Origin of the sequence: Herbaspirillum sp. (assembly GCF_017744395.1) — a bacterium.
In the GTDB taxonomy this organism is placed as follows: domain Bacteria; phylum Pseudomonadota; class Gammaproteobacteria; order Burkholderiales; family Burkholderiaceae_D; genus Herbaspirillum.
In genome coordinates, this window is record NZ_JAGIBI010000003.1 from 585,344 (window position 1) to 607,053 (window position 21,710).

General features: G+C 64.8%; 16 protein-coding genes. 7 read left to right on the top strand and 9 right to left on the bottom strand.

The features are described 5' to 3' along the window. Positions 1 to 40 precede the first annotated feature (40 nt). Positions 41 to 658: a glycerol-3-phosphate 1-O-acyltransferase PlsY gene (gene plsY, locus J7548_RS11475; protein ID WP_290974714.1), complete on the top strand. Its 618-nt coding sequence runs from the start codon at positions 41 to 43 to the stop codon at positions 656 to 658. Positions 659 to 704: 46 nt separating this feature from the next. Here plsY and tsaD read toward each other — a convergent pair whose 3' ends face one another. After that, the gene (gene tsaD, locus J7548_RS11480; protein ID WP_290974716.1) at positions 705 to 1,742 is read right to left on the bottom strand and encodes a tRNA (adenosine(37)-N6)-threonylcarbamoyltransferase complex transferase subunit TsaD; all 1,038 of its coding nucleotides are present in this window, start codon (positions 1,740 to 1,742) and stop codon (positions 705 to 707) included. Between the two features lie 127 nt (positions 1,743 to 1,869). Between tsaD and ybiB the strand changes: the two genes are divergently transcribed. Continuing rightward, entirely contained in the window at positions 1,870 to 2,850 is a 981-nt protein-coding gene (gene ybiB / locus J7548_RS11485) for a DNA-binding protein YbiB (protein WP_290974718.1), read from the top strand. A gap of 30 nt (positions 2,851 to 2,880) precedes the next feature. Here ybiB and J7548_RS11490 read toward each other — a convergent pair whose 3' ends face one another. Beyond that, positions 2,881 to 3,339: an XRE family transcriptional regulator gene (locus J7548_RS11490; RefSeq protein ID WP_290974720.1), complete on the bottom strand. Its 459-nt coding sequence runs from the start codon at positions 3,337 to 3,339 to the stop codon at positions 2,881 to 2,883. A gap of 902 nt (positions 3,340 to 4,241) precedes the next feature. Here J7548_RS11490 and J7548_RS11495 point away from each other — a divergent pair. Next, positions 4,242 to 6,368, top strand: a complete 2,127-nt coding sequence (locus tag J7548_RS11495) for an EAL domain-containing protein (protein ID WP_290974722.1) — start codon at positions 4,242 to 4,244, stop codon at positions 6,366 to 6,368. On the opposite strand, the gene J7548_RS11500 is transcribed toward J7548_RS11495, so the two are convergent. The 5 genes from J7548_RS11500 to J7548_RS11520 form a co-directional block, all read right to left on the bottom strand. Then, entirely contained in the window at positions 6,358 to 7,755 is a 1,398-nt protein-coding gene (locus J7548_RS11500) for an MATE family efflux transporter (RefSeq protein WP_290974724.1), read from the bottom strand. The genes J7548_RS11495 and J7548_RS11500 overlap by 11 nt on opposite strands. 29 nt (positions 7,756 to 7,784) lie before the next feature. Further along, complete coding sequence (locus tag J7548_RS11505; protein ID WP_290974932.1) at positions 7,785 to 9,509, bottom strand: glycosyltransferase; 1,725 nt, start codon at positions 9,507 to 9,509, stop codon at positions 7,785 to 7,787. 245 nt (positions 9,510 to 9,754) lie between these two features. Continuing rightward, positions 9,755 to 10,027, bottom strand: a complete 273-nt coding sequence (locus J7548_RS11510) for a type B 50S ribosomal protein L31 (protein WP_290974726.1) — start codon at positions 10,025 to 10,027, stop codon at positions 9,755 to 9,757. 249 nt (positions 10,028 to 10,276) lie between these two features. Beyond that, a complete protein-coding gene (locus J7548_RS11515) occupies positions 10,277 to 11,041 on the bottom strand; it encodes an anti-sigma factor (RefSeq protein ID WP_290974728.1) in 765 nt (254 codons plus the stop codon). Continuing rightward, entirely contained in the window at positions 11,041 to 11,589 is a 549-nt protein-coding gene (locus J7548_RS11520) for a sigma-70 family RNA polymerase sigma factor (protein WP_290974729.1), read from the bottom strand. The genes J7548_RS11515 and J7548_RS11520 overlap by 1 nt, the downstream gene beginning before the upstream one ends. A gap of 144 nt (positions 11,590 to 11,733) precedes the next feature. On the opposite strand from J7548_RS11520, the gene J7548_RS11525 reads away from it, so the two are divergent. Both J7548_RS11525 and J7548_RS11530 read left to right on the top strand, forming a co-directional pair. Then, the gene (locus tag J7548_RS11525; protein ID WP_290974933.1) at positions 11,734 to 12,633 is read left to right on the top strand and encodes a metallophosphoesterase; all 900 of its coding nucleotides are present in this window, start codon (positions 11,734 to 11,736) and stop codon (positions 12,631 to 12,633) included. After that, positions 12,630 to 12,992, top strand: coding sequence for a cupredoxin domain-containing protein (locus J7548_RS11530; RefSeq protein ID WP_290974730.1), 363 nt, complete (start codon positions 12,630 to 12,632; stop codon positions 12,990 to 12,992). The genes J7548_RS11525 and J7548_RS11530 overlap by 4 nt, the downstream gene beginning before the upstream one ends. A gap of 85 nt (positions 12,993 to 13,077) precedes the next feature. Here J7548_RS11530 and rho read toward each other — a convergent pair whose 3' ends face one another. Continuing rightward, on the bottom strand, positions 13,078 to 14,340 hold the full coding sequence (gene rho, locus J7548_RS11535) for a transcription termination factor Rho (RefSeq protein WP_008325783.1): 1,263 nt from the start codon (positions 14,338 to 14,340) through the stop codon (positions 13,078 to 13,080). A 128-nt stretch (positions 14,341 to 14,468) separates the two neighbouring features. Further along, complete coding sequence (gene trxA, locus J7548_RS11540; protein WP_016836562.1) at positions 14,469 to 14,795, bottom strand: thioredoxin TrxA; 327 nt, start codon at positions 14,793 to 14,795, stop codon at positions 14,469 to 14,471. Between the two features lie 589 nt (positions 14,796 to 15,384). On the opposite strand from trxA, the gene J7548_RS11545 reads away from it, so the two are divergent. Together J7548_RS11545 and J7548_RS11550 are read left to right on the top strand one after the other, a co-directional pair. Further along, positions 15,385 to 18,138: a PD-(D/E)XK nuclease family protein gene (locus J7548_RS11545; RefSeq protein ID WP_290974731.1), complete on the top strand. Its 2,754-nt coding sequence runs from the start codon at positions 15,385 to 15,387 to the stop codon at positions 18,136 to 18,138. Continuing rightward, on the top strand, positions 18,129 to 21,554 hold the full coding sequence (locus J7548_RS11550) for a UvrD-helicase domain-containing protein (RefSeq protein WP_290974934.1): 3,426 nt from the start codon (positions 18,129 to 18,131) through the stop codon (positions 21,552 to 21,554). Before J7548_RS11545 ends, J7548_RS11550 begins: the two co-directional genes overlap by 10 nt. Positions 21,555 to 21,710 lie beyond the last annotated feature (156 nt).

Here is a 21,710-nt window from a genome sequence, read left to right on the forward strand (position 1 = left end):
CCATCGATAACGACAAAAACCATCTGAAAGATTTTCATCCATGTACAACATCCTGTTCGCCATCGCCGCCTACCTGATCGGTTCGCTCTCCTTCGCGGTGGTCGTCTCCAAACTGTTCGGCCTGGCCGATCCGCGCACTTACGGTTCCAAGAACCCCGGCGCCACCAACGTGCTGCGCAGCGGCAACAAGAAGGCGGCGGCGCTGACCCTGCTGGGCGACGGTTTCAAGGGCTGGCTGGCGGTATGGCTGGCGCAGAAGTTCGGGCCGCAATTCGGCGTCGACGACACCGGCCTGGCGCTGGTGACGCTGGCGGTGTTCCTTGGCCACCTGTGGCCGGTGTTCTTCCGCTTCGTCGGCGGCAAGGGCGTGGCCACCGCGCTGGGCATCCTGCTGGCGCTGAACGTCTGGCTGGGGCTGGCGACGCTGGCGACCTGGCTGGTGATCGCCTATGCGTTCCGCTATTCCTCGCTGGCGGCGCTGGTGGCGGCGCTGTTCGCGCCGTTCTACTACGGCCTGCTGTTCGGCAGCACCGACGGCATCCTGCTGGCGGTGGTGGCGATGAGCGCGCTGCTGATCTACCGCCACAGCAAGAACATCGGCAACCTGCTGGCGGGCAAGGAAAGCCGGATCGGCGACAAGAAGAAAGCCACCAAATAAGACGCTGTGACTACCAATGAAAAAGGGCCGTGAGAACGGCCCTTTTTCATGCCGCCTGCGGCGCGCGCAGTTCGTCCAGCGGCCAGCGCGGCCGCACGCTGAAGCCGTATTCCTTCTTCGCCGCATCCGGCTGCTGGCGCAGGCGCATGGCGCCGGCGAAGGCGATCATGGCGCCGTTGTCGGTGCAGAACTGCAGTTCGGGATAGAACACCTCATAGCGGCGCTTGGCGGCCGCGGCATTGAGCGCTTCGCGCAGTTGCCGGTTGGCGCCGACGCCGCCGGCGATCACCAGCCGCTTGAGCTTGGTTTGCTTCAACGCCGCCATGCATTTGGCCACCAGCACTTCGACGATGGCGTCGACGAAGGCGCGCGCGATGTTGGCCTTGTCCTGTTCGCAGATATTGCTGCTGTGGCGCTTGACCACGGTCAGCACCGCCGTCTTCAGGCCAGAAAAGCTGAAGTCCAGGTTCTTGGAGTGCAGCATCGGGCGCGGCAACTGGTAGGCCGAGGGATCGCCGAACTCGGCCATGCGCGAAATCGCCGGGCCGCCCGGATAGCCCAGGCCGAGCAGCTTGGCCGATTTGTCGAAGGCTTCGCCGGCGGCGTCGTCCAGCGTTTCGCCCAGCAACTCATATTGGCCCACGCCATCGACCCGCATGAGCTGGGTATGGCCGCCCGAGACCAGCAGGGCGACGAACGGGAATTGCGGCGGCTTGCTGGCCAGGAGCGGCGACAGCAGGTGGCCTTCCAGGTGATGGATGCCCAGCACCGGCTTGTCCAGCGCCAGCCCCAGGCCGCAGGCGACCGAGGCGCCCACCAGCAGCGCCCCGGCCAGGCCCGGTCCCTGGGTGTAGGCGATGGCGTCGATGGCGTGCGGGGCGATCGCGGCATCGGCCAGGGTTTGCCTGAGCAGCGGGATGGCGCGGCGGATGTGGTCGCGCGAAGCCAGCTCCGGCACCACGCCGCCGTACTCCTGGTGCATGGCGATCTGCGAATGCAGGGCATGCGCCAGCAGGCCGCGCTCGGTGTCGTACAGAGCCAGGCCGGTTTCGTCACAGGAGGATTCGACGCCGAGAACGATCATGGATGGAATATGGGAGTGCGGCCGGCCCTTGCAAGGGCCCGGCGGAAAAGGCGCTATTGTACTGGAAAGCCCGGTTCCATGCGCCTTTGCGCTGCAGGCGCGGCGGCTTTTGGTGTACCCTTCGGGCATGCAAAACGAACAGACTTCCACTTTCGCCGCCGCTCCATTCATCAAGGAAATCGGCCGCGGCAAGGACGGCGCGCGCAGCTTGTCGCGCGATGATGCGCGCCTGATGTACGAGGCCATGCTCGACGGCCGCGTTTCCGACCTGGAGCTGGGCGGGATCCTGCTGGCCATGCGCATCAAGGGCGAGTCGGTGGATGAGGTCGGCGGTTTTCTCGATGCGGCCGAAGCCTCGTTCCCCGCGCTGGCGGCGCCGCCGTCCGCGCAGTTTTCTGATTATGCTCCGGTAGTGCTGCCCAGCTATAACGGTTCGCGCAAGATGGCCAACCTGGCGCCGCTGTTGTGCATGCTGCTGGTACAGCGCGGCGTGCCAGTGCTGATGCACGGCGTCACCCACGATCCGCAGCGCGTGACCAGCGCCGAAATCTTCAGCGCCCTGGGCATCTCCCACGCGGCCTCGGCCGGCGAGGCGCAGGCATTGATGGCGGCCGGCAAGCCGGCGTTCATCCCGATCCGGGCGCTGGCGCCGAAGATGGCCCGCCTGCTGGACATGCGCCGCATCCTCGGCGTGCGCAATTCGACCCATACGCTGGTGAAGATCATGCAGCCGTTCGCCGAGCCCGCGCTGCGGCTGGTCTCCTACACCCACCCCGAGTACCTGGAAATGCTGTCCGACTACTTCGGCAATGCCGCGCCGCACGCGCGCGGCGATGCCTTCCTGATGCGCGGCACCGAGGGCGAGACCGTCGCCAATGCGCACCGCGCGCAGCGCATCGACTGGTTCAGCCGCGGCGCCAGGACGGTGCTGGTGGAAAAGCAGAGCGTGGCGCAGGATTTGCCGGACCTGCCGGAAGGGCGCGATGCGGAAACCACGGCGGCCTGGATCGCCTCGGTGCTGGAAGGACGGCGCCCGGTGCCGGAAGCGATTGCCGAGCAGGTGGAGCACTGCGTGCGAGTGTCCGCCGATATCAGGCGGCGCGGGTAAGCGCGCCCCGGGCTGCGCCGGGGCTGCTGTTCATGAGGTTTTGCTGCGTCGCCGCGTCGCCGTTTTTGCCACCATCGCGCCTTTATCCGCGGCGTTGCTGCTCACCGCCTGGGAAAATGCGAAGATCACTTCCTTGACGATCTTGCGCTGCGGCGCGGGCAGGTTGATGAAGGCTTCGAAGGCTTCCCGTTCGCGGTAGCCGATGGCCTCTTCCCAGCGGGCGCGGCGCTTGTCGATGCGCTTGCCGATTTCTTCGCCGAAACGCAGGTGCTGGGGCGTCACGATCAGCCATTCGGCCAGCGTTTCCAGCTTGTCCTGCTTGGGCATGGATTCCCCAAGCAGCCAGCGCCGCACCCCGTGCAGCGTCATCGGCTTGCCCCAGTAGCGCAGGTTGAATTCCCTTTCCAGGACAGCGGGTTTTGGTTCGTATCCGGCTTGCTCCATCGAAGCGCGCAGGCGCTTGGCAAATTTTTGATTGGCGGTTTCCATGATTCGACGTTACTTGGGTGCAGCATTTCCCGGGGTACGTTTGCCTCCGGAATGAGTTACGCGGCAAACGTGATTTATAATCACTGCCCTGATCCGGGCCGGGAAGCGCGTCGTCGTCGCCCGGCCGCGCCGTTTTCAGGGCGGCTGCATCGCTTGTCGAATGGTCGGAAGAGCGCCATGTGCGGTTCTCCGGAAGAGGGGCGCCGGCGATGCCCGCAGGATTTTCCGGCAAGGAACATGCCTTGCGCATGCTCGGGAAGTCGTCGTTCGAGGGCTGTCTCTCTATCGTTATAGTCCAGATTCGAAAGATTGTCGGATTATTGTTGTTATTTATGTAATTTTTGTGCCGGCGCGAAACGTTTGCGATGGCTTGCCGCATATCGCCCCGCAGCGGCTTTTTTTGCGCAGAGCGGCTAGAATACTGGCTCATCAGGGGAGCGCCGCAATCGCGGCGCAGTTGTCACAAGGCTTTCTTTCTCATCAGGGGAGAAATTTCCGAAGCCGGTTCGCCAATGGGATAGGCGGACTCTCCTGCTGCAGTGCCCAGGCTGGATGAAACAAATCGAATAATCAAAGTAATCGGCAGCATCTCGGCAGTACCGTTTTTTTGGAACAGTTTCTTACGTAATTTTTGAATTTCCGAAACCTCCGGGTCCGGGTTGGGCGCGTGCGTTCATGCATGCGGCCATGGCCGGCCTCGTTGGGAGATCTTCGGAATGGAACGCGGCGACCCGTTGGCATGCAGCGGAAGATCGACTGACGCCTTCCGCTTCTGGCTGCCGCGCCCGCGTGCGGCAAGGCGCGTGAAGTGCGGCGCGGCCGCGATACTGAGCAAGAGCCGTTTCCCCATGGGCTTCCAGCGATTGCCCATGCGCTAACGGCCAAGGAACGCGGGTCCGTCTATGCCTGGTTCGTACAATTTTCTGCTGTTGGCGTTCGCGCTGCTGGTGGCCAGCTTGTCGGCTTATGCGGCGCTGGAAGTGTCGGAGCGCACCTCTACCCAGGAGGCGCAGTACCGCAGGTTATGGCGGACGCTGGGCGCCGTCGTGTTCGGCCTGGGCATCTGGGCCGCGCTGTTCTTGTGCGTGACGGCGCTGCGGCTGCCGATGGCGGTCGGTTTCCAGGCGCGGCTGGGCGTGGTGGCGCTGGCGCTGGCGGTGGGCAGCGCGTTTTACCTGATGCACCTGTCGGGGTTGCGGCGGCCGCATGTGACGCGCCTGCTGGTGGGCGGCATGGCCATCGGCGCCGCGCTCAATGCCGTGCTGCACATGGCGCTCATGGCCATGATGCTGGTGCCGGAATTGAAATACCAGAAATCGCTGCTGCTGCTGGCGGTAGTGGCGACCGAACTGACGGCGGTGTTCGCGGTGGCGCTGTTTTCCGTGACCAATACGCGCAAGGTCGGCGCCGCGCCGGTGGGCTCGCTCAATTCGCAGCAGGCCCGGCGCGTACTGGCGGCGGTGCTGGTGGGGGCGGCTCTGGTGGCTAGCGCCTGCGCCGGCCTGCGCGCCGTGGCCATCATGCCCGATGCGCAAAGCCATGCGCTGCGCAGCGTCACGCGCGAGCACCTGATCAACGGCATCGTGTTCTGCGCCTTCTTCGCGATGGCGCTGGCGCTGGTGGTGAGCGGGGCGCAGCGCAACAGCGTGCTCAAGAAGATCGTCGGCCGCACCAACGACAAGCTGCTGCATTTCGCCACGCACGACGTGCTGACCGGCTTGCCGAACCGGGCGCTGCTGTCCGACCGCATCCAGCATGCGATTCAGGTCGCGCGCCGCAATGGCAAGCCTTTCGCGGTGCTGTTCATGGACCTGGACGGTTTCAAGGCGATCAACGACTCGCTGGGCCATGCGGTGGGCGACGGCTTGCTGGTGGCGGTGTCGCAGCGCATCCGCGGCTGCATCCGCGGCGAGGACATGGTCGCGCGCATCGGCGGCGACGAGTTCGTGGTCGTGATGAGCAACCTGGCTTCGCCGGAAGTGGTGGAGCAGTTGAGCGAAAACATCCTGTCGGCGCTGCGCCGGGATTTCCAGATCGAGGAGGCGACCTTGCGCGTGACCTCCAGCATCGGCATCGCGGTGTATCCGAACAGCGGCGATTCGGTCGACGCGCTGATGAGGAATGCCGACGCCGCCATGTACGAGGCCAAGCAAAACGGCCGCAACACCTACCGCTTCTTCGAGCCGGCCATGCATGCCAGCGCGATGCGCCACCTGACGGTGCGCCAGGCGCTGCAGCAGGCCATCGAGCAAGAGCAGTTCACGCTGCATTTCCAGCCCAAGTACCGGGGCGGCAGCCACCAGTTGACCGGCGTCGAGGCCTTGCTGCGCTGGACCCATCCTGAACTGGGCGAGATGCAGCCGTCGGAATTCATTCCCATCGCCGAGCGCTCGGGCCAGATCATCCAGATCGGCGACTGGGTGTTGCGCGCGGTGTGCGACCAGATCAGGCGCTGGGATGCGGAGGGCTTCAAGCCGGTCAAGGTGGCGCTGAACCTGTCGCCGATGCAGATGCGCACCGACCTGGTCGATACCATCACCGGCATCGTCGGCCAGGCAGGCATCGCGCCGCAGCGGCTGATGTTCGAGATCACCGAGACGGCGGCGATGAAAGACGTGGAGCGCAGCACCCGCATCATCAGCGATTTGCAGGCGCTGGGCTTCGATATCGCCATCGACGATTTCGGCACCGGCTATTCCAGCCTGGCCTACCTGGCGCAGTTCCATTGCCGCCAGGTCAAGATCGACCGTTTCTTCACTTCACGCCTGGACGCCGGCGACCATTCGGGGCGCGCCATCGTGTCGGCCATCATCGCGCTGGCGCATGCCTTGCAAATGGAAGTGGTGGCCGAAGGCGTGGAGACGGAAGAGCAGTTGCGCGAACTGCAGGCGCTGCATTGCGACCAGGTGCAAGGCTTCCTGTTGGGCCGGCCGGCCGAGGCGGCCAAGACAGGGAGCGTGCTGGAGGCCAGCAACGACGACCTGTTCGGCGCCATGCTGCGCAACGTCCCGGCTGGACCTAGACCGTGAAGGCGGCGCCGGCCGTGCCGGCACGGCGCTGGATACTGCGCAGGTAGGCCAGCAGGCCGGCTCCCACCAGCCCCAGGCTGACGCTGTTGGCCAGCCAGAAGCCGGGCGCGCCCTGCAGGCTGGCCGGCGTTACCCCCAGGGTATCGAAGCCGAGCAGGTAGCCGCCGCCCAATCCCACGCCCCACAAGGTCACCGCATAGATCACGGTGGGGATCACCGCGACCTTGTAGGCGCGCAGCACGAAGGCGGTGGTCACCTGCAGCGAGTCGAACAACTGGTAGAAGGCGATGAACAGGAACAGCGGCAGCGCCGCGCCGACAATGGTGGGATCGGGCGTGTAGGCGCGGATGATGTGCGCGCGCGCGAACCAGACCGCGATGCCGATGAGCACCGACAGCGTCACCGACAGGCGGATGCCGGCGTAGCCGATCTTCCTGGCGCCGCGCCATTGGCCGGCGCCGATGGCTTGCGCCACCAGGGTGCTGGTGGCGCTGGCGATCGACAGCGGCAGCATGTACAGCACCGTGCCGACGTTGGCGGTGATCTGGTGCCCGGCTACCGGCACCGCGCCCAGGCGGGCGATGAATACCGCCATCAGCGTGAAGGCGGTCACTTCGATGAAATAGGACAGGCCGATCGGGATGCCCAGCCGCAGCAGCGTGCGCTGGATCTTCCACGACGGCGCCACGAAGCCGCTGCCGAACAGTTTCAGCGGGCGGTAAGCGGGCAGTCTCGCCACCAGCAGCCAGGCCACGGCCATCATCAGCCAGGCGATCAGCGTGGTGGCGATCGCGCAGCCGGGGCCGCCGAAGGCCGGCAGCCCCAGCCCGCCGAAGATCAGCAGGGCGTTCATCGGCAGCTTCAGCAGCAGGCCGCAGAGCTGGATCGCCATCACCATCTTGGGCCGCGCGATGGCGGTATTGAGCGAGGCGTAGACGCGGAATGCCAGCGTGGCCGGCAGCGCCAGCGCTTCGATGCGCAGGTAGAGCGTGGCTTTTTCGACCAGCTCCGGCGAAGCCTTGGCGAAGGACAGGAAAAACGGCGCGAAGGCCAGCACCAGGCAGCCGACGATGGAGAGCAACAGTGCCAGCCACAAGCCTTGCTTGACCTCATTGCCGATCTCACTGTTGCGGCCGGCGCCGAACAGTTGGCCGATGGTCGGCTGCAAGGCCTGCAGCACGCCGGACAGGCCGACGAACACGCTTACGTAGATCGACACGCCCAGCGCCAGCGCGGCCAGGTCGAGCGCCGAGAAGCGCGCCACCATCACGGTATCGATCACGCCGTTGGCGATCAGCGCCAGTTGGCCGACCAGCAGCGGCCATGCCAGGCGCGCGATGCGCCAGACATGGATGCGGGAGGACAGGGAAGACGTGTCGGAATTCAAATCGGATCAGGGGGAAACGCGCACCGGCCTTACTCGCCGGCGCGCCGGTAGAGGCGGAAGCGCTCGTCGCGGTCGGACGGGCGGCGGCCTTCCCACACCATGGTCCAGGAACCCGGATACTGGCGCAGCATCGGCGAGGCGTCCTGGTTGCTGATGTCGTCCTGCAACAGCAGGTAATCGCAGCGCTGGCCGCGCTCGTCGGCGAAGCGGACGTTGCCGAAATAGGCGAAGGAAGCGCGCTGGGCGGTGCCGACATTGCTCTGCACGCATTGCTTGACCGAGGTCAGCTTGGATTCGATCTGCAGGGCCACGCCGGCGTAGCTCTTGCCGTAGTTGACCCAGGGCAGCCACAGCGTCATCAGCAGCACCCAGCACAGGATCACGCCGCCGGACGACAGCACCACCGCGCGCCACAGCACCGAGGGGCGGCGCGAGATGCGCCAGTGCACCACCAGGATCCAGGCGACCGAGGCGGCGATGGCGATGGCCAGCGAGATCCATTCGAAGCCGGGCTTGAAGCCGGGCGCCAGCTTGTAGGCGTTGCGCGCGATCTGCGCCGGCCAGCCGGTTTCCTTGGCGATCCAGCCGATCCAGATGAAGGCGGCCGAGGTGGTCAGCGTCATCACCGAGAACCAGTCCACCGCGTTGATGGCGCCGCGCTTCATGGTCGGCAGGCCGAACGCGGCCAGGATCGCCAGCGCCGGCAGCAGCGGCAGCAGCATGCCTTCTTCGCTGTGCACGTTGACCAGCGCCAGGATCGCCAGCGGGATGAAGAAGGCCAGCGGCAGCGCGATGTGCAGCGAGCCCAGCTGGCGGCGCCAGGCGTACACGGCCCAGCCGGCGAAGGGCCAGGCCGGCCAGGCGAACCACACGCCGTATTTGAGGAAGTAGGCCAGCGCGGCCAGGGTCGGGCCGTTGATCTGGTAGATGTTCCAGCTCATCCAGAGGTCGATCTGGCCGGCCGCCTCTTGCGGCAGCAGGGTGCGGATAGCGAATACCCACAGCGCGCAGATCAGCGCGGCCACCGGCAGCGACACGCCCAGCAGCAGCCGGGCCGCCGGCGCATCCTTGCGCACCGCGGCCAGCACCAGCAGGCCGGTCAGCGCGCCGGCCGGCAGCAGCCAGCCGCGCGTCAGCACCAGCATGCCCAGCGCGGCGCCCAGCCAGAGCGCATGGCGCAGCTTGTGCAGATCGAACACGCGGGCGGCGCCATACATGGCATAGGCCACCAGCGCGATCTGCAGGGTCTTGGGGCCGGTCTCGTGGCTGTGCAGCAGCAGGCCGAGGAAACCGAGATAGATCAGGAAGGCGCCGTCGGCCAGCGTGCGGCCGAAGTCCTTGGGTTCCGGCTGGCCGCCGAAGGCCAGCTTCAGCGGTTGCGCTTCGGCGCGGCGGCCCAGCAGGTAAGTGGTGTACCAGATCGACAGCGAGCCGACCAGGAAGCAGCCGATGGTGGACACGCGCGAGGCCAGCGGATCGCCCAGCAGCCAACCGAACAGCTTGATGCAGATGGCGCCGAACCAGTAGGCCAGCGGGCTTTCGGCCGGCAGCGGCAGGCCGGCGACGTTGGGCGTGAGCCAGTCGGCCAGCGTGCCGTGCGCCATGGTCCACATGATGCCGAAGCTGGTGGCGTCCTCGTTTTTCCAGGGATCGCGGCCGATCAGGCCGGGCAGGATGTACAAAAGGGCGAGTGCGAGCAGCACCAGGCGCGGAAGCGCGTTGGTGGCGGCTGCTGGAAGACGGACTGGCTTCATCAAGATGTTATTGCTCTTGTCTTGTGGTGCTGATCGGTTCGGGCCCGGCGCCGATGTGGCGCAGGCAGGGCTGTGGTCATTGCGCGGCGCGCCTCATTTTGGCGCAGCCGTCATTGTGCAGCAATTCGCGGTAAATAGTTGTTTCCGACTGCTACGCGGCGGCTGTTGCGACGGGCAGGCGCGTCGCGACGGACCGCGCAAACAAAAAAGGCAGCCGGAGCTGCCTTTTTCTGAGAAATCGCGGATTAAGCCGACTTCGAGACTGCGGTCTTCGAGCCAACCGAACCGAACTTCTGGCGGAACTTCTCAACGCGGCCAGCGGTGTCGACGATCTTGTGCTTGCCGGTGTAGAACGGGTGCGATTCAGCCGACACTTCGATCTTCACCAGCGGGTATTCCTTGCCTTCGAATTCGGCGGTTTCGCGGGTGCCGATGGTCGAGCGGGTGATGAACTTGAAGTCGTTCGACACGTCGTGGAACAGGACTTCGCGGTAATCCGGGTGGATGCCTTCTTTCATTTTTTTGCCTTGAAAATTAATGGTAGCCAATCATCACTTCGTCGGTCGTCCTGCTTCTTGACCCGATTGTTGATCACTTGCCGGGGGTGAAAAGTCGGAAATTATACAATGAAATCATGTATTTGCGTCAAATCCTGTGACGTCCGCGATCCATGCTTCCGTTGTTTTCCGCAACAACCTTCCGCGAAGCGCCTCCAATGCGGGGCAAGCGCATGTCATATTGTTGCCGAAAGGGAAATAATTATTCTCTTACTGGTGCGTCGCCAGGCGCAAAATTCCTGAAAACCTCAGCAATTCGTTTTCCGCCACGTCCGATACCGCCCAGTAATTCATGTCATCGGCTCTCCAGTGCACCAAGTGGTAGCCGCGGCCGGTTTGCGCCTGCGGCCCCGCATCCTTGCCGGCGGCGGGCCAGATGTACAGATTGATCGGATGTTTCTGGCGGCGATAGATGAGCGCGGCTACCGGCTGGCCGTCCAGGTAGTCCAGCCGCCCACCTTCCAGGACAAAGCCTTGCGCCGCGAGATCGATGACCGGCGGCGAGAAATTCAGCTTGCCGTTGAACCATGGCTTCACCGTGTGCTGGTCGGTGGAGGCGACATCGGTCAGGTGCTCCGCCTGCAGCGAGCGGACGTGGCTGGAAATGATTTCATCGGCGATGCGTTCCTGCGCCGACGGCAGGCTTGCATACAGGCCGATGCTCCAGGCGGCTGCCAGCACTGTGGCCATGGCGGCGCCGGCCTGCAGCCAGTTGAAGTTCCAGCGCTTGGCGCCGGGCGGGCGGGCCGGTTTGTCTTGCGGCAATGCCTGGCTAATACGTGCGGCAAGCGCCGAGGGGGCCTTGAAGCTGGTGGCCGCTTGCCGGATTCGCTTGCTGAACGCGGCCTGTTCCTCGTACTCGCGCCGGCATTCGGCGCAAGCCTCGAGATGGCGCTGTACGGCCAGCGTTTCGGCAATGCCAAGCTCCTGGTCGACATAGGCGGCCAGCAGTTCCATGATTTCGCTATGGTCCATTATTCCTCCTGATTTCCCGGAGCCAGAATCCTTGCCAGGAGTTTGCGGCCGCGCCCGAGCCGGGACATGACCGTGCCGATCGGGATGCCGACGATGCCGGCGATCTGCTTGTACGACAGGTCCTCCAGCTCCCGCATGACCATGACTTCGCGAAACTCCAGCGGCAAGGCCGCGAGCCCCCGTTGCAACTGGCGCTCGCAGTCCTTGCGCATCAGCAGTTTTTCGGGATTGTTGTCGCGCTCCGGCGTATCGATGGCGCTTGTCATGTCGAGACTATGGAATTCCTCGTCGAACTGCGTGTTCTGCGGCTGCGCATGGCGTTCCTGGTACCAGGTGTAAAACGTGTTGCGGACGATGGTGAGCAGCCACGCCCGCGCATCCTCGCCATGGAAACCGTCCAAAAAACGGAAGGCGCGCAGGCAGGCTTCCTGCACCAGGTCTTCCGCATCGGGGCGGCTGCGCGTGAGCCAGCAGGCCAGGTTGAATGCCGAATCCAGGTGCGGCATCACCAGCGCCTGGAATCGTCCGTTCTTCGTTGAGTCGCTCATGCTCGCGTTTCCATGGGGTATCACCACAAGACTGGCATCACCATCAATTTATTCCCGAATCGGCGGCAGTGCGGGAATAAATTTTCAAGAAGGGCGGTTTGGGGTGGCATCGATCGCGTGATCGATCCAACCTTGGAGGTCGTGATGGGCAATCAAATGAACCGGCGCAAGTTCCTGCGCCTGGCCGGACTGGGCGGGGTCGTCTATGCCTCCGGATTGAGCGGATGGGCAGGGGCTGCAACTTCAGGCGGCGCCGAAGACTTTTTCTTTGTGCAGATGTCGGATTCCCACTGGGGTTTTGAAGGCCCGCCCAATCCGGACGCGAAAGGGACGCTGAAAAAGGCCGTGGCGACGGTCAACAGCCTGGCGCAGCAGCCGGATTTCATCGTGTTCACGGGCGACCTGACGCATACCACGGATGACCCGAGGGAACGCCGCCAGCGGCTGGCCGAATTCCGGGACATCGTCTCCGCGCTCAAGGTGAAGACGGTGTACTTCATGCCCGGGGAGCATGACGCCGCGCTGGACAACGGCGCCGCCTACCAGGAGTTTTTCGGCAAGACGCATTACACCTTCGATCACAAGGGCGTGCACTTCATCGTGCTGGACAATGTTTCCGATCCGGCGGCCCGGATCGGCGACGAGCAGCTTGCCTGGCTGGCCGCCGACCTGCAGCGGTTGCCGCCCGATGCCCGCATCGTCGTGTTTACCCATCGTCCGCTGTTCGACCTGTATCCGCAATGGGACTGGGCCACGCGCGACGGCGCCAAGGCGGTGGAACTGCTGATGCCGCATGCCAACGTGACCGTCTTCTACGGCCATATCCACCAGGAAAACCACCACATGACCGGGCATATCGCGCACCACTCCGCGAAGTCGCTGATCTTCCCCTTGCCGGCGCCGGGTTCGCAGCCCAAGCGCACGCCTTTGCCCTGGGATGAGGCGCATCCTTACCAGGGGCTGGGTGTGCGCGCGGTCAAAGGCGGGCCGCGCGATACGGAATATGCGCTTGCCGAACTGGCCATAGGAGCGGCCAAATCATGAGCATCGACAAAACGCGGCGTTTGGTGCTGGCCTCGGGAGCGGCGGCCGGACTGGGTACCCTGGCCATCGCGTTCGGGCAGGGCAAGGAACAGGTGATCAAGGTGACGGCCAAGAGGTTCGACTTCACGCCCAGCGTCATCAGGCTGAAGAAAGGCGTGCCGGTGGTGTTGGAACTCACCAGCCTCGATCTGACGATGGGGTTCAATGCGCCGGACTTCGGAGTGCGCGCCGACGTGTTGCCGGGGGCGATATCGCGGGTGCGGATCGTGCCGGATAAAACGGGGGAATTTACCTTCTATTGCGACATCTTTTGCGGTTCCGGGCATGAAAGCATGTCCGGCTCCATTGTCGTGGGCTGACCTGGAACGGATTGTCTTGCGGGGGGAGGAAGCTGAGGAGGGCACGGTCGCTGCCGGGACGGCAGCGACCGGATGGGGGCAAGGCTTAATTGCCCCGGCGCATCATGTCGAAGAATTCGGCATTGTTCTTGGTGGACTTCATCTTGTCGAGGATGAATTCCATCGCCTCGATCTCGTCCATGTCGTACATCAGCTTGCGCAGTACCCAGATCTTCTGCAGCTGGTCCGGCTTGATCAGCAGTTCTTCGCGGCGGGTGCCGGACTTGGACAGGTTGATGGCCGGGTAGACGCGCTTCTCGGCCAGGCGGCGTTCCAGGTGCACTTCCATGTTGCCGGTGCCCTTGAATTCTTCGTAGATCACGTCGTCCATGCGCGAGCCGGTTTCGATCAGCGCGGTGGCGATGATGGTCAGCGAGCCGCCTTCCTCGACGTTACGGGCGGCGCCGAAGAAGCGCTTCGGGCGTTGCAGGGCGTTGGCGTCGACACCGCCGGTCAGCACCTTGCCGGAGGCCGGGATCACGGTGTTGTAGGCGCGCGCCAGGCGGGTGATGGAGTCCAGCAGGATCACCACATCCTTCTTCATTTCGACCAGGCGCTTGGCCTTTTCCAGCACCATTTCGGCGACTTGCACGTGGCGCGTGGCCGGTTCGTCGAAGGTCGATGCCACGACCTCGCCGCGCACCGAGCGCTGCATTTCGGTCACTTCTTCCGGACGTTCGTCGATCAGGAGGACGATCATCACGGTGTCGGGATGGTTGGTGGTGATGGCGTGCGCGATGTGCTGCAGCATCACCGATTTGCCGGACTTGGGCGAGGCCACCAGCAGGCCGCGCTGGCCGCGGCCGACCGGGGCGATCAGGTCGATGATGCGGCCGGTGATGTTTTCCTCGCCGCGCATGTCGCGCTCGAGCTGCAGCAGCTTGTTGGGGTGCAGCGGCGTCAGGTTTTCAAACAGGATGCGGTGCTTGGAGGCTTCCGGCGGTTCGCCGTTGACCTTGTCGACCTTGACCAGCGCGAAGTAGCGCTCGCCATCCTTGGGGGTGCGCACTTCGCCTTCGATGGAGTCGCCGGTGTGCAGGTTGAAGCGGCGGATCTGGGAAGGCGAAATGTAAATGTCGTCGGTGGACGCCATGTAGCTGGCGTCGGGCGAGCGCAGGAAGCCGAAGCCGTCAGGCAACACTTCGAGGGCGCCATCGCCGAAAATCTGTTCTCCTGATTTCGCGCGTTTCTTCAGGATCGCGAACATCAGTTCCTGTTTGCGCAGGCGCGCAGCGTTCTCGATGTCCAGGCTGATTGCCATTTCCAGCAACGCAGAGACGTGCATCGCTTTTAGTTCTGATAAGTGCATATGATGTCCCGGGACGGGAAAAATAAAGGTGGGGGAGGGAGTTGCGTGGTGTGGGTCTAAGAATGTGCTTGGCGCGGGAACCTGCATCAAGCGAACGGCGGCGCGGGCGCGCCGCCGTCTGGTGCATATTAGATGTTGCTGTCGATGAACGAGGTCAGTTGGCCCTTGGCCAGTGCGCCGACTTTCTGCGCGGCGGCCGCGCCGTTCTTGAACAGGATCAGGGTCGGGATGCCGCGGATGCCGAACTTGGCCGGGATGGCCTGGTTGGCGTCGACGTCCAGCTTGGCGATCTGCAGCTTGCCGTCATATTCCTTGGCGACTTCTTCCAGGATCGGGGCGATCGCCTTGCAGGGACCGCACCATTCGGCCCAGAAATCGACCAGGACGGGTTTGTCGGACTTCAGCACGTCGGCTTCGAAAGAGGCGTCGGAGATATGTTTGATATTTTCGCTCATGGCTAATCCTCGGTATGAGGCAGTGTAAGGGTAGTCAGTAGTCAATAGCGCCGTGGATAAATACCATTTTGCCTGGCGTTAGCCATCAACGCTTCCGGAATTGCAGAGTCTACGTGGAGTCGTTGCGCGCCAATTCAAGTTGTTTTTGAAGCGCGGCAGGGGTATTCGGCGGGGTACGGAAACAATCATAACCGATTTTTTGCAAAAGTGTGGGCAACGCCGTCAGGGTTGTTGTCAGCCGCCATCAACGGGGGCGGCCGGCCTGCTTCCGCCCCTGGCGCGGATTTGCGGCCAGTTTGGCCGAAAAAGCCCTGAAACGCCGGCCTCGCTGGCATACAATGCGCAGCATATTTAAGAACCTGTTTACGATCTCATGTGGGGCCGTTCAAATGCCCTTTCAGGCGGTCTGCGGCGTTGCAAAGCCTCGTCGGGCCACCGGCCCGGCTGCGTTTTGCGCCTTGCATCCCATCCTGAAATGACATTTGACCGGCTCCCTCAGAGATCGTAAACAGGTTCTAAGGCCTGGCGATTGATAAAAACTGTCGGGCCGAGAGAAAAATACAATCGCTTTGCCCCTTTGCCATCACGCATGCCTTTAGCGACGATCCCGATCCCCCCTTCCGCCGATTTCTGGCAGCAGGCCGTGCGCCTGTTGCTGATGGACGGCCAGCCGCTGGGCGACGCGCGGCGCGCGCAGGCGGACGGCGCGCTGGATTTCTCGTCCTGCCAGTTGCTGGTGCCGGCGTTCTCGCATGCGCAGAATTTCAAGGCCGCGCTGGCGCGCGAACTGGGCCGGCCTTACCTGGCGCCGCGTATCAATACCCTGTCCGGCTGGCTGGCGATGCTGCCGCCCGCGCCCGACGAGCAGGCCGCGCCGCCGGAAAGCGAACGCCTGATGCAGCTCTATGCGCAACTGCGCGAGCACGGCTGGCTCAAAAAGATGTTTTCCGCGCGCCGCAACGCCGACCTGTTGCCGCTGGCGCATACCTTGCTGTCGCTGGCCGACGAGCTGACGCTGGCGCTGCTGCCCGAGATCCGCGCCAATGCCGGTGCCGCCGATATCGCCGACGATCGCTGGCGCCAGGCGCTGGCGCAGTTGCTGGAGCCGCTGGCGCCGTCGGCGCACGGCATGCTGTCAGACGAGGCGCAACTGGTGTGGCAGGTCTGGAAGGGGCAGCTCGACGCCAGCGACCGCATCGCCCAGCGCTTCTCGGCGATGCTGGAGCTGGCCGGGCGCGCCGCCATGCCGCTGGTCTGGATCAGCCCGACCGCGCCCGAGCCGCTGGACGCCGCCTTCCTGCGCGCCTATGCCGAGCGTGAAACGGTGCGGGTGGTGACGCTGGACTGGAACCGGCAAGCCATCGCGCAGCGCCATCCCTTATATATGCAGGCCTGGCCGGAACTGGCGGACGAGGAAGAGGGCGCGTATCCGCCCGCCGAAGCCGGCGACCCGCTGCCGCCCGTGCTGCCCGCCTTGTGCCCCGCTGGCGACCTGGAAGACGCCGCCGTGCAAAGCGCGCAGGTCGTGCTGCGCTGGCTGGCGCAGGGCAAGCAGGAAATCGCCGTGGTGGCACAGGACCGCGTCACCGCGCGCCGCCTGCGCGCCTTGCTGGAGCGCGCGCAAGTGGCGGTGGCCGACGAGACCGGCTGGAAGCTGTCCACCACCCGCGCCGCCGCCGCGCTGGCCGCCTGGAACGACGTGGTCGCCGCGCGCGGCGAAACCGGCGCCTTGCTGGACTTGCTGAAATCCCCTTTCGTGTTCCCCGGCGACGAGGCCAAGGCCGACCGCGTCATGCGCATCGAGGCGCGCCTGCGCCGCAACAACATCGCCGGCGATTGGCAGGCGGTGCAGGGCGCCATTGCCGATGCCGACGATCTTGGATGCATCGCCACGCTGGCGCAGCAGGCCGCGCAATTCACCGGGCGCAAGACGCTGGCCGCATGGTGCCGCACCGAACGCGCGATGATAGCCGCGCTCGGCATGGATGCCGCATTGCGCCAGGACGTGGCCGGCGAGCAATGCCTGCTGCTGCTCGACGAGATCGCCGCCGAGCAATACGGCGCGGCGCTGCAGGACGAATTCTCTTTCGCCGAATGGCGCGCCTTGCTCAACCTGCGGCTGGATGCGACCTCCTACATGCCACCCATCGCCGACCGCCGCGTCGTCATGCTGCCGCTGAACGGCGCGCGCCTGCGCCGCTTCGAGGCGGTGCTGGTGATCGGCGCCGACGCCGCCCACCTGCCGTCGCCGCCGCAGGAAACGCTGTTCTTTTCCAACGCCGTGCGGCGCGAGTTGGGACTGGCCACGCGGGCGTCGCGCCAGCGCCAGCAATTGCGCGACCTGGCCGAGCTGCTGTGCGTGAACGACGAGGTGGTGCTGTGCTGGCAGACGCAGCAGGATGGCGAACCCAATCCGGTCAGCCCCTGGATCCAGCGGCTGGAGCTGAAGCTGGCACAAGAGGGTTTGCCGGCGCTGGCCGAAATTGATTTGCCGCTGCCGCCCAAGACGTTGCAGGTGCAGCCTTGCGCCATGCCGGCGCCGTCTGCGCCCGATTTGCTGCCGCCGAAATTGTCGTCGAGCGCCTACGGCAGTTTCCTGGCGTGCCCATACCAGTTCTTCGCGGCGCGCATGCTGCGCGTGGCGGTGATGGACGAACTGTCCGACATGCCCGAGAAGCGCGACTACGGCAGCTGGCTGCATGAAATACTGACGCGTTACCACGAAACGGTGCGCGACGAGCGGACGCCGGCATCGGAACGCACCGCTTTGCTGGAAGCGATCTCGGCCGAGGTCTTCAACCGCGCGCTGAACCAGCACCCCGCCGCGCTGGCGTATTACGCGCGCTGGCAGAAGGTGATGCCGGCCTACCTGCTGTGGGCCGGCGAGCGCGAAGCGCAGGGCTGGCATTTCGTCATGGGCGAAGAGGCTTTGTCGCACGCGCTGGCATGGGAGGACGGCGCCATCGAATTGTATGGCCGCCTGGACCGCGTCGACGAAAACGAACAGGGCGAACGCGCGCTGCTGGATTACAAGACGCGCTCGGCGGCCAGCCTGCGGCAAAAGGTCAAGGATGAAGACGACTATCAGCTGGCCTTCTACGGCCTGCTGGCCGACAGCCGCATCGACGCCGCCCATTATGTCGCGCTGGAACTGGGCGCGGACAAGAAAACCGGCGATGCCGCCGCCCCCGATTTCCCGCAGAAACAGCAGATGCTCAAGCAACAGATTTCCACCACCATGCAAGCGGTGGCGCATGGCGCCGCCTTGCCCGCCAACGGCATCGAATCGGTCTGCCAGTATTGCGACATGCGCGGCTTGTGCCGCAAGAGAGCGTGGCTGTGAGCGCGCAAGGAAAACCGGCCGCCTACGAGGTCAACGGCGCCGCCGTTGACGCTGCTACCTTCACGCGCGCCGCGTGCGACCCGCGGCATTCGGTGGTGGTCGAGGCCTGCGCCGGCAGCGGCAAGACCTGGCTGCTGGTGGCGCGCATGCTGCGCCTGCTGCTGGCCGGCGCCCAGGCGCCGGAGCTGCTGGCCATCACCTTCACGCGCAAGGCTGCACAGGAGATGCGCGAACGCCTGATGGAGTTGTTGCACCAACTGGCATTAGCGGATGACGAGGAAGCCGCCGGCCTGCTGCGCGAACGCGGCGTGGCCGAAGCCGATCTTGCGCGCCTGCTGCCGACAGCACGCGGGCTTTACGAGCGGATCCTGTCGAGCGAACAAAGCTTGTCGATCGATACCTTCCATAGCTGGTTCGCGCGCCTGCTGCAGATCGCGCCGCTGGCGGCGGGCGTGCCGCACGGCTATACGCTGAGCGAAACCAACGGCGAGATGCTGGACGAGGCCTATCGCCGCTTCATGCAAAGCTTGCGCTCGTCCAAGGGCGAAGCGGTCAAGGCCGCTCTGCTGGAGCTGTACGAACTGGCCGGCGACTTCAATGCCCGCAACCTGCTCGACGCCTTCCTCGACAAGCGCGCCGAGTGGTGGGCCTCGACCCAGCAGGACGACGAAGAGGACGAGCCGACGCCGCTGGCCTGGCTGGAACAACTATGCGGCAACGACGCCCGCCTCGATGCGCGCCTGAGCTTGTGGGACGACAACGGCCTGCGCGAACGCATCGGCCAACTGGCGCTCCTGCTCGGCCAGGGCTCGGCCGCCAACAAGGCGCGGGCGACGGCAATCGAAACGGCGCTGACCGAAGGCGCATCGCTGGACAATTTCGAGGCCTTGTTCAGCCAGTTCTACGACGACAAGGACAAGCCCCGCAAGAACGGCAAGGTGAAAGCCTTCCTCGCGGCGCTGGTCAAGCATTACGGCATGGACGAAGAGCCGGCGCTGGAAGCCTTCGAGCAGGATTTCAACGCGGCCGGCGAAGCGCTGGCGGCGCTGCAGCAGCGCAGCAAGGAAAAGACCGTGCTGCAATTGAACCGGGCATTGTTCACTGCCGGGCGCGCCTATCTCGACTTCTACCAGGAAGTGAAGTCCGAGCAGCGCGTGTTCGACTTCGCCGACCTCGAATGGCAGGCCTACCGGCTGCTCAACGACGAGGCCAGCGCGGCCTACCTGCAGACGCGCCTGGATGCGCGCTACAAGCATATCCTGCTGGACGAGTTCCAGGACACCAACCCGCTGCAATGGAGCATCGTGCGCTCCTGGCTGCGCGCCTATGGCGGCGATGCCGAGCAGCCCAGCGTGTTCGTGGTGGGCGACCCCAAGCAATCGATCTACCGCTTCCGCCGCGCCGAGCCACGCGTGTTCGTGGCCGCGCGCGAGTTATTGCGCGAGCAGGGCGCGGCCATCCTGCGCGCCAACCAGACGCGGCGCAACCCCAGCGCGGTGGTGGCGGTGCTGAACCAGTCTTTCATGCGGGGCGGCAATTCGCTGTTCGCGCAGCAGACCACATTGGGCATGGATGGCGGCGAAGTATGGCGTTTGCCGCTGGCCAAGGCGGTCGAAGCGCAAGCGCCGGAGGAGCAGGAACCGGTACTTGCCTGGCGCAATCCGCTGACCACGCCGCGCGAAGAGGAAGAGGATGCGCGCCGCCGCCTGGAAGGCGAAGCGCTGGCGCAGGCGCTGCTCAAGGCATACCGCGAAGTGCCGGTGGCCGATGGCAAGTCGAAGCGCGCCATGCGCTGGGGCGACATCATGCTGCTGGTGCGCAAACGCACCCATCTCGCCGCTTATGAAAGCGCGCTGCGCGCGGCCGGCATCCCGTTCATCTCCGACCGGCGCGGCGGCTTGCTGGAGTCGCTGGAGATCGCCGACCTGATCGCCTTGCTGACCTTCCTGATCACGCCCAACGACACGCGCGCGCTGGCGCATGTGTTGAAAAGCCCGATCATCGGCGCGACCGACCGCGACCTGATCCAGATCGCGATTCGTGGAAAATCGGGCGGCGACGCCGACGGCGGCCACTGGTGGCAGCGCATGCAGGCCATGCAGCGCGACGGCAGCGCCTCGGCCGAGATCGTGCGCGCGGTCAACCTGCTGGAGCGCTGGCTGCAAGCCGCGCCCCATCTGCCGGTGCATGACTTGCTGGACCGGATCCTGCACCAGGGGCAACTGGTGGCGCGCTATGCGCAGAACGCCTCGCCGCTCACGCGCAGCCAGACCCTGGGCAACATCGCGGCTTTCGTCGAACTGTCGCTGAACATGGATGCCGGGCGTTATCCCAGCCTGCCCAAATTCATCGACGCCTTGCGCGTGCTGCAGCGCAGCGCCGGCGGCGACGCGCCCGACGAGGCCAGCGTCGATGCCGCCGCCGATGCGGTGCGCATCCTCACCGTGCACAGCGCCAAGGGACTGGAAGCGCCGGTGGTGGCGCTGCTGGACGCCAATCACAGCGACTCGGTGGAAGACAACATCGGCATCCTGTGCGACTGGCCGCAAGACCAGGATGCTCCCACGCATTTCTCCGCCTTCGGCCGCCGCAGCGAACGCGGTCGGGCGCGCCAGGATCTGTTCGCCGCCGAGGAATCGTTCCGCCTGCAGGAAGACTGGAACTTGCTGTATGTCGCCGTCACGCGCGCCAAGCAATTGCTGCTGGTGTCCGGCGTGGCCGGCACCCGCGGCGCGAGCGAGGGGGGCTTGCAGGAAGGCAGTTGGTACCAGCTCCTGTTCGATACCGAGGCGCCGGTGCGCGATATCGATGCCGGAACGGCAGACGGCGCCGAGGCGGCTGCCGTCGCGCCGGATTTCGAGATCGCATTGTTCGATCCGCGCCCGATGCCGCCGTCCCTGTTCGGCATGCCGGCCGATGACGAGGACGATGCGGCGCCTGTCATCACCGAAGACGGCACATTGGCCAGCAATGCCGCCATCGACGAAGGCGTTGCATTGCATGCCTTGCTCGAACGCCTGACCTACGCGGAACATTGGCCGCCGCAGGTGCCGCCCGCGCCGGTGCTGGTGCGCTGGCTGGGTATTTCGGCGGAGATGGCGCAGGTGGTGCATGCGCAGGCGCGGCATGTGCTGGCGCAGCCGGGACTGGAACGCTTCTTCAATCCCGCGCTATACCGCGCGGCGCGCAACGAGATGGAAATCGTCACGCCGGCCGGCGTGCTGCGCTGCGATCGCGTGGTGATGTTCGACGACGAGGTCTGGGTACTCGATTACAAGCGGCGCCTGCTGGACAGCGAACGCGCCGATTACGCGGCGCAGTTGGCGCGCTATCGCAGCGCGCTGGTGTCGGTGTTTTCTGACAAGCGAATCAGGTCTGCGCTGATTACCGCTGATGGAAACTTCTGGGAACAATGAGGCCTCAACATTATTGTCTCCGGCGCCTAGTGCGCCACGGATAAAATCCAAGCGAAAAACAGCAGACGAAGAAAATCAATTATTCCGTTGTAATATAAAAAAGATCATCGCGGAGCAGTATTCACCAACCGGCGCACATCGCCAGCGCTGTCATCA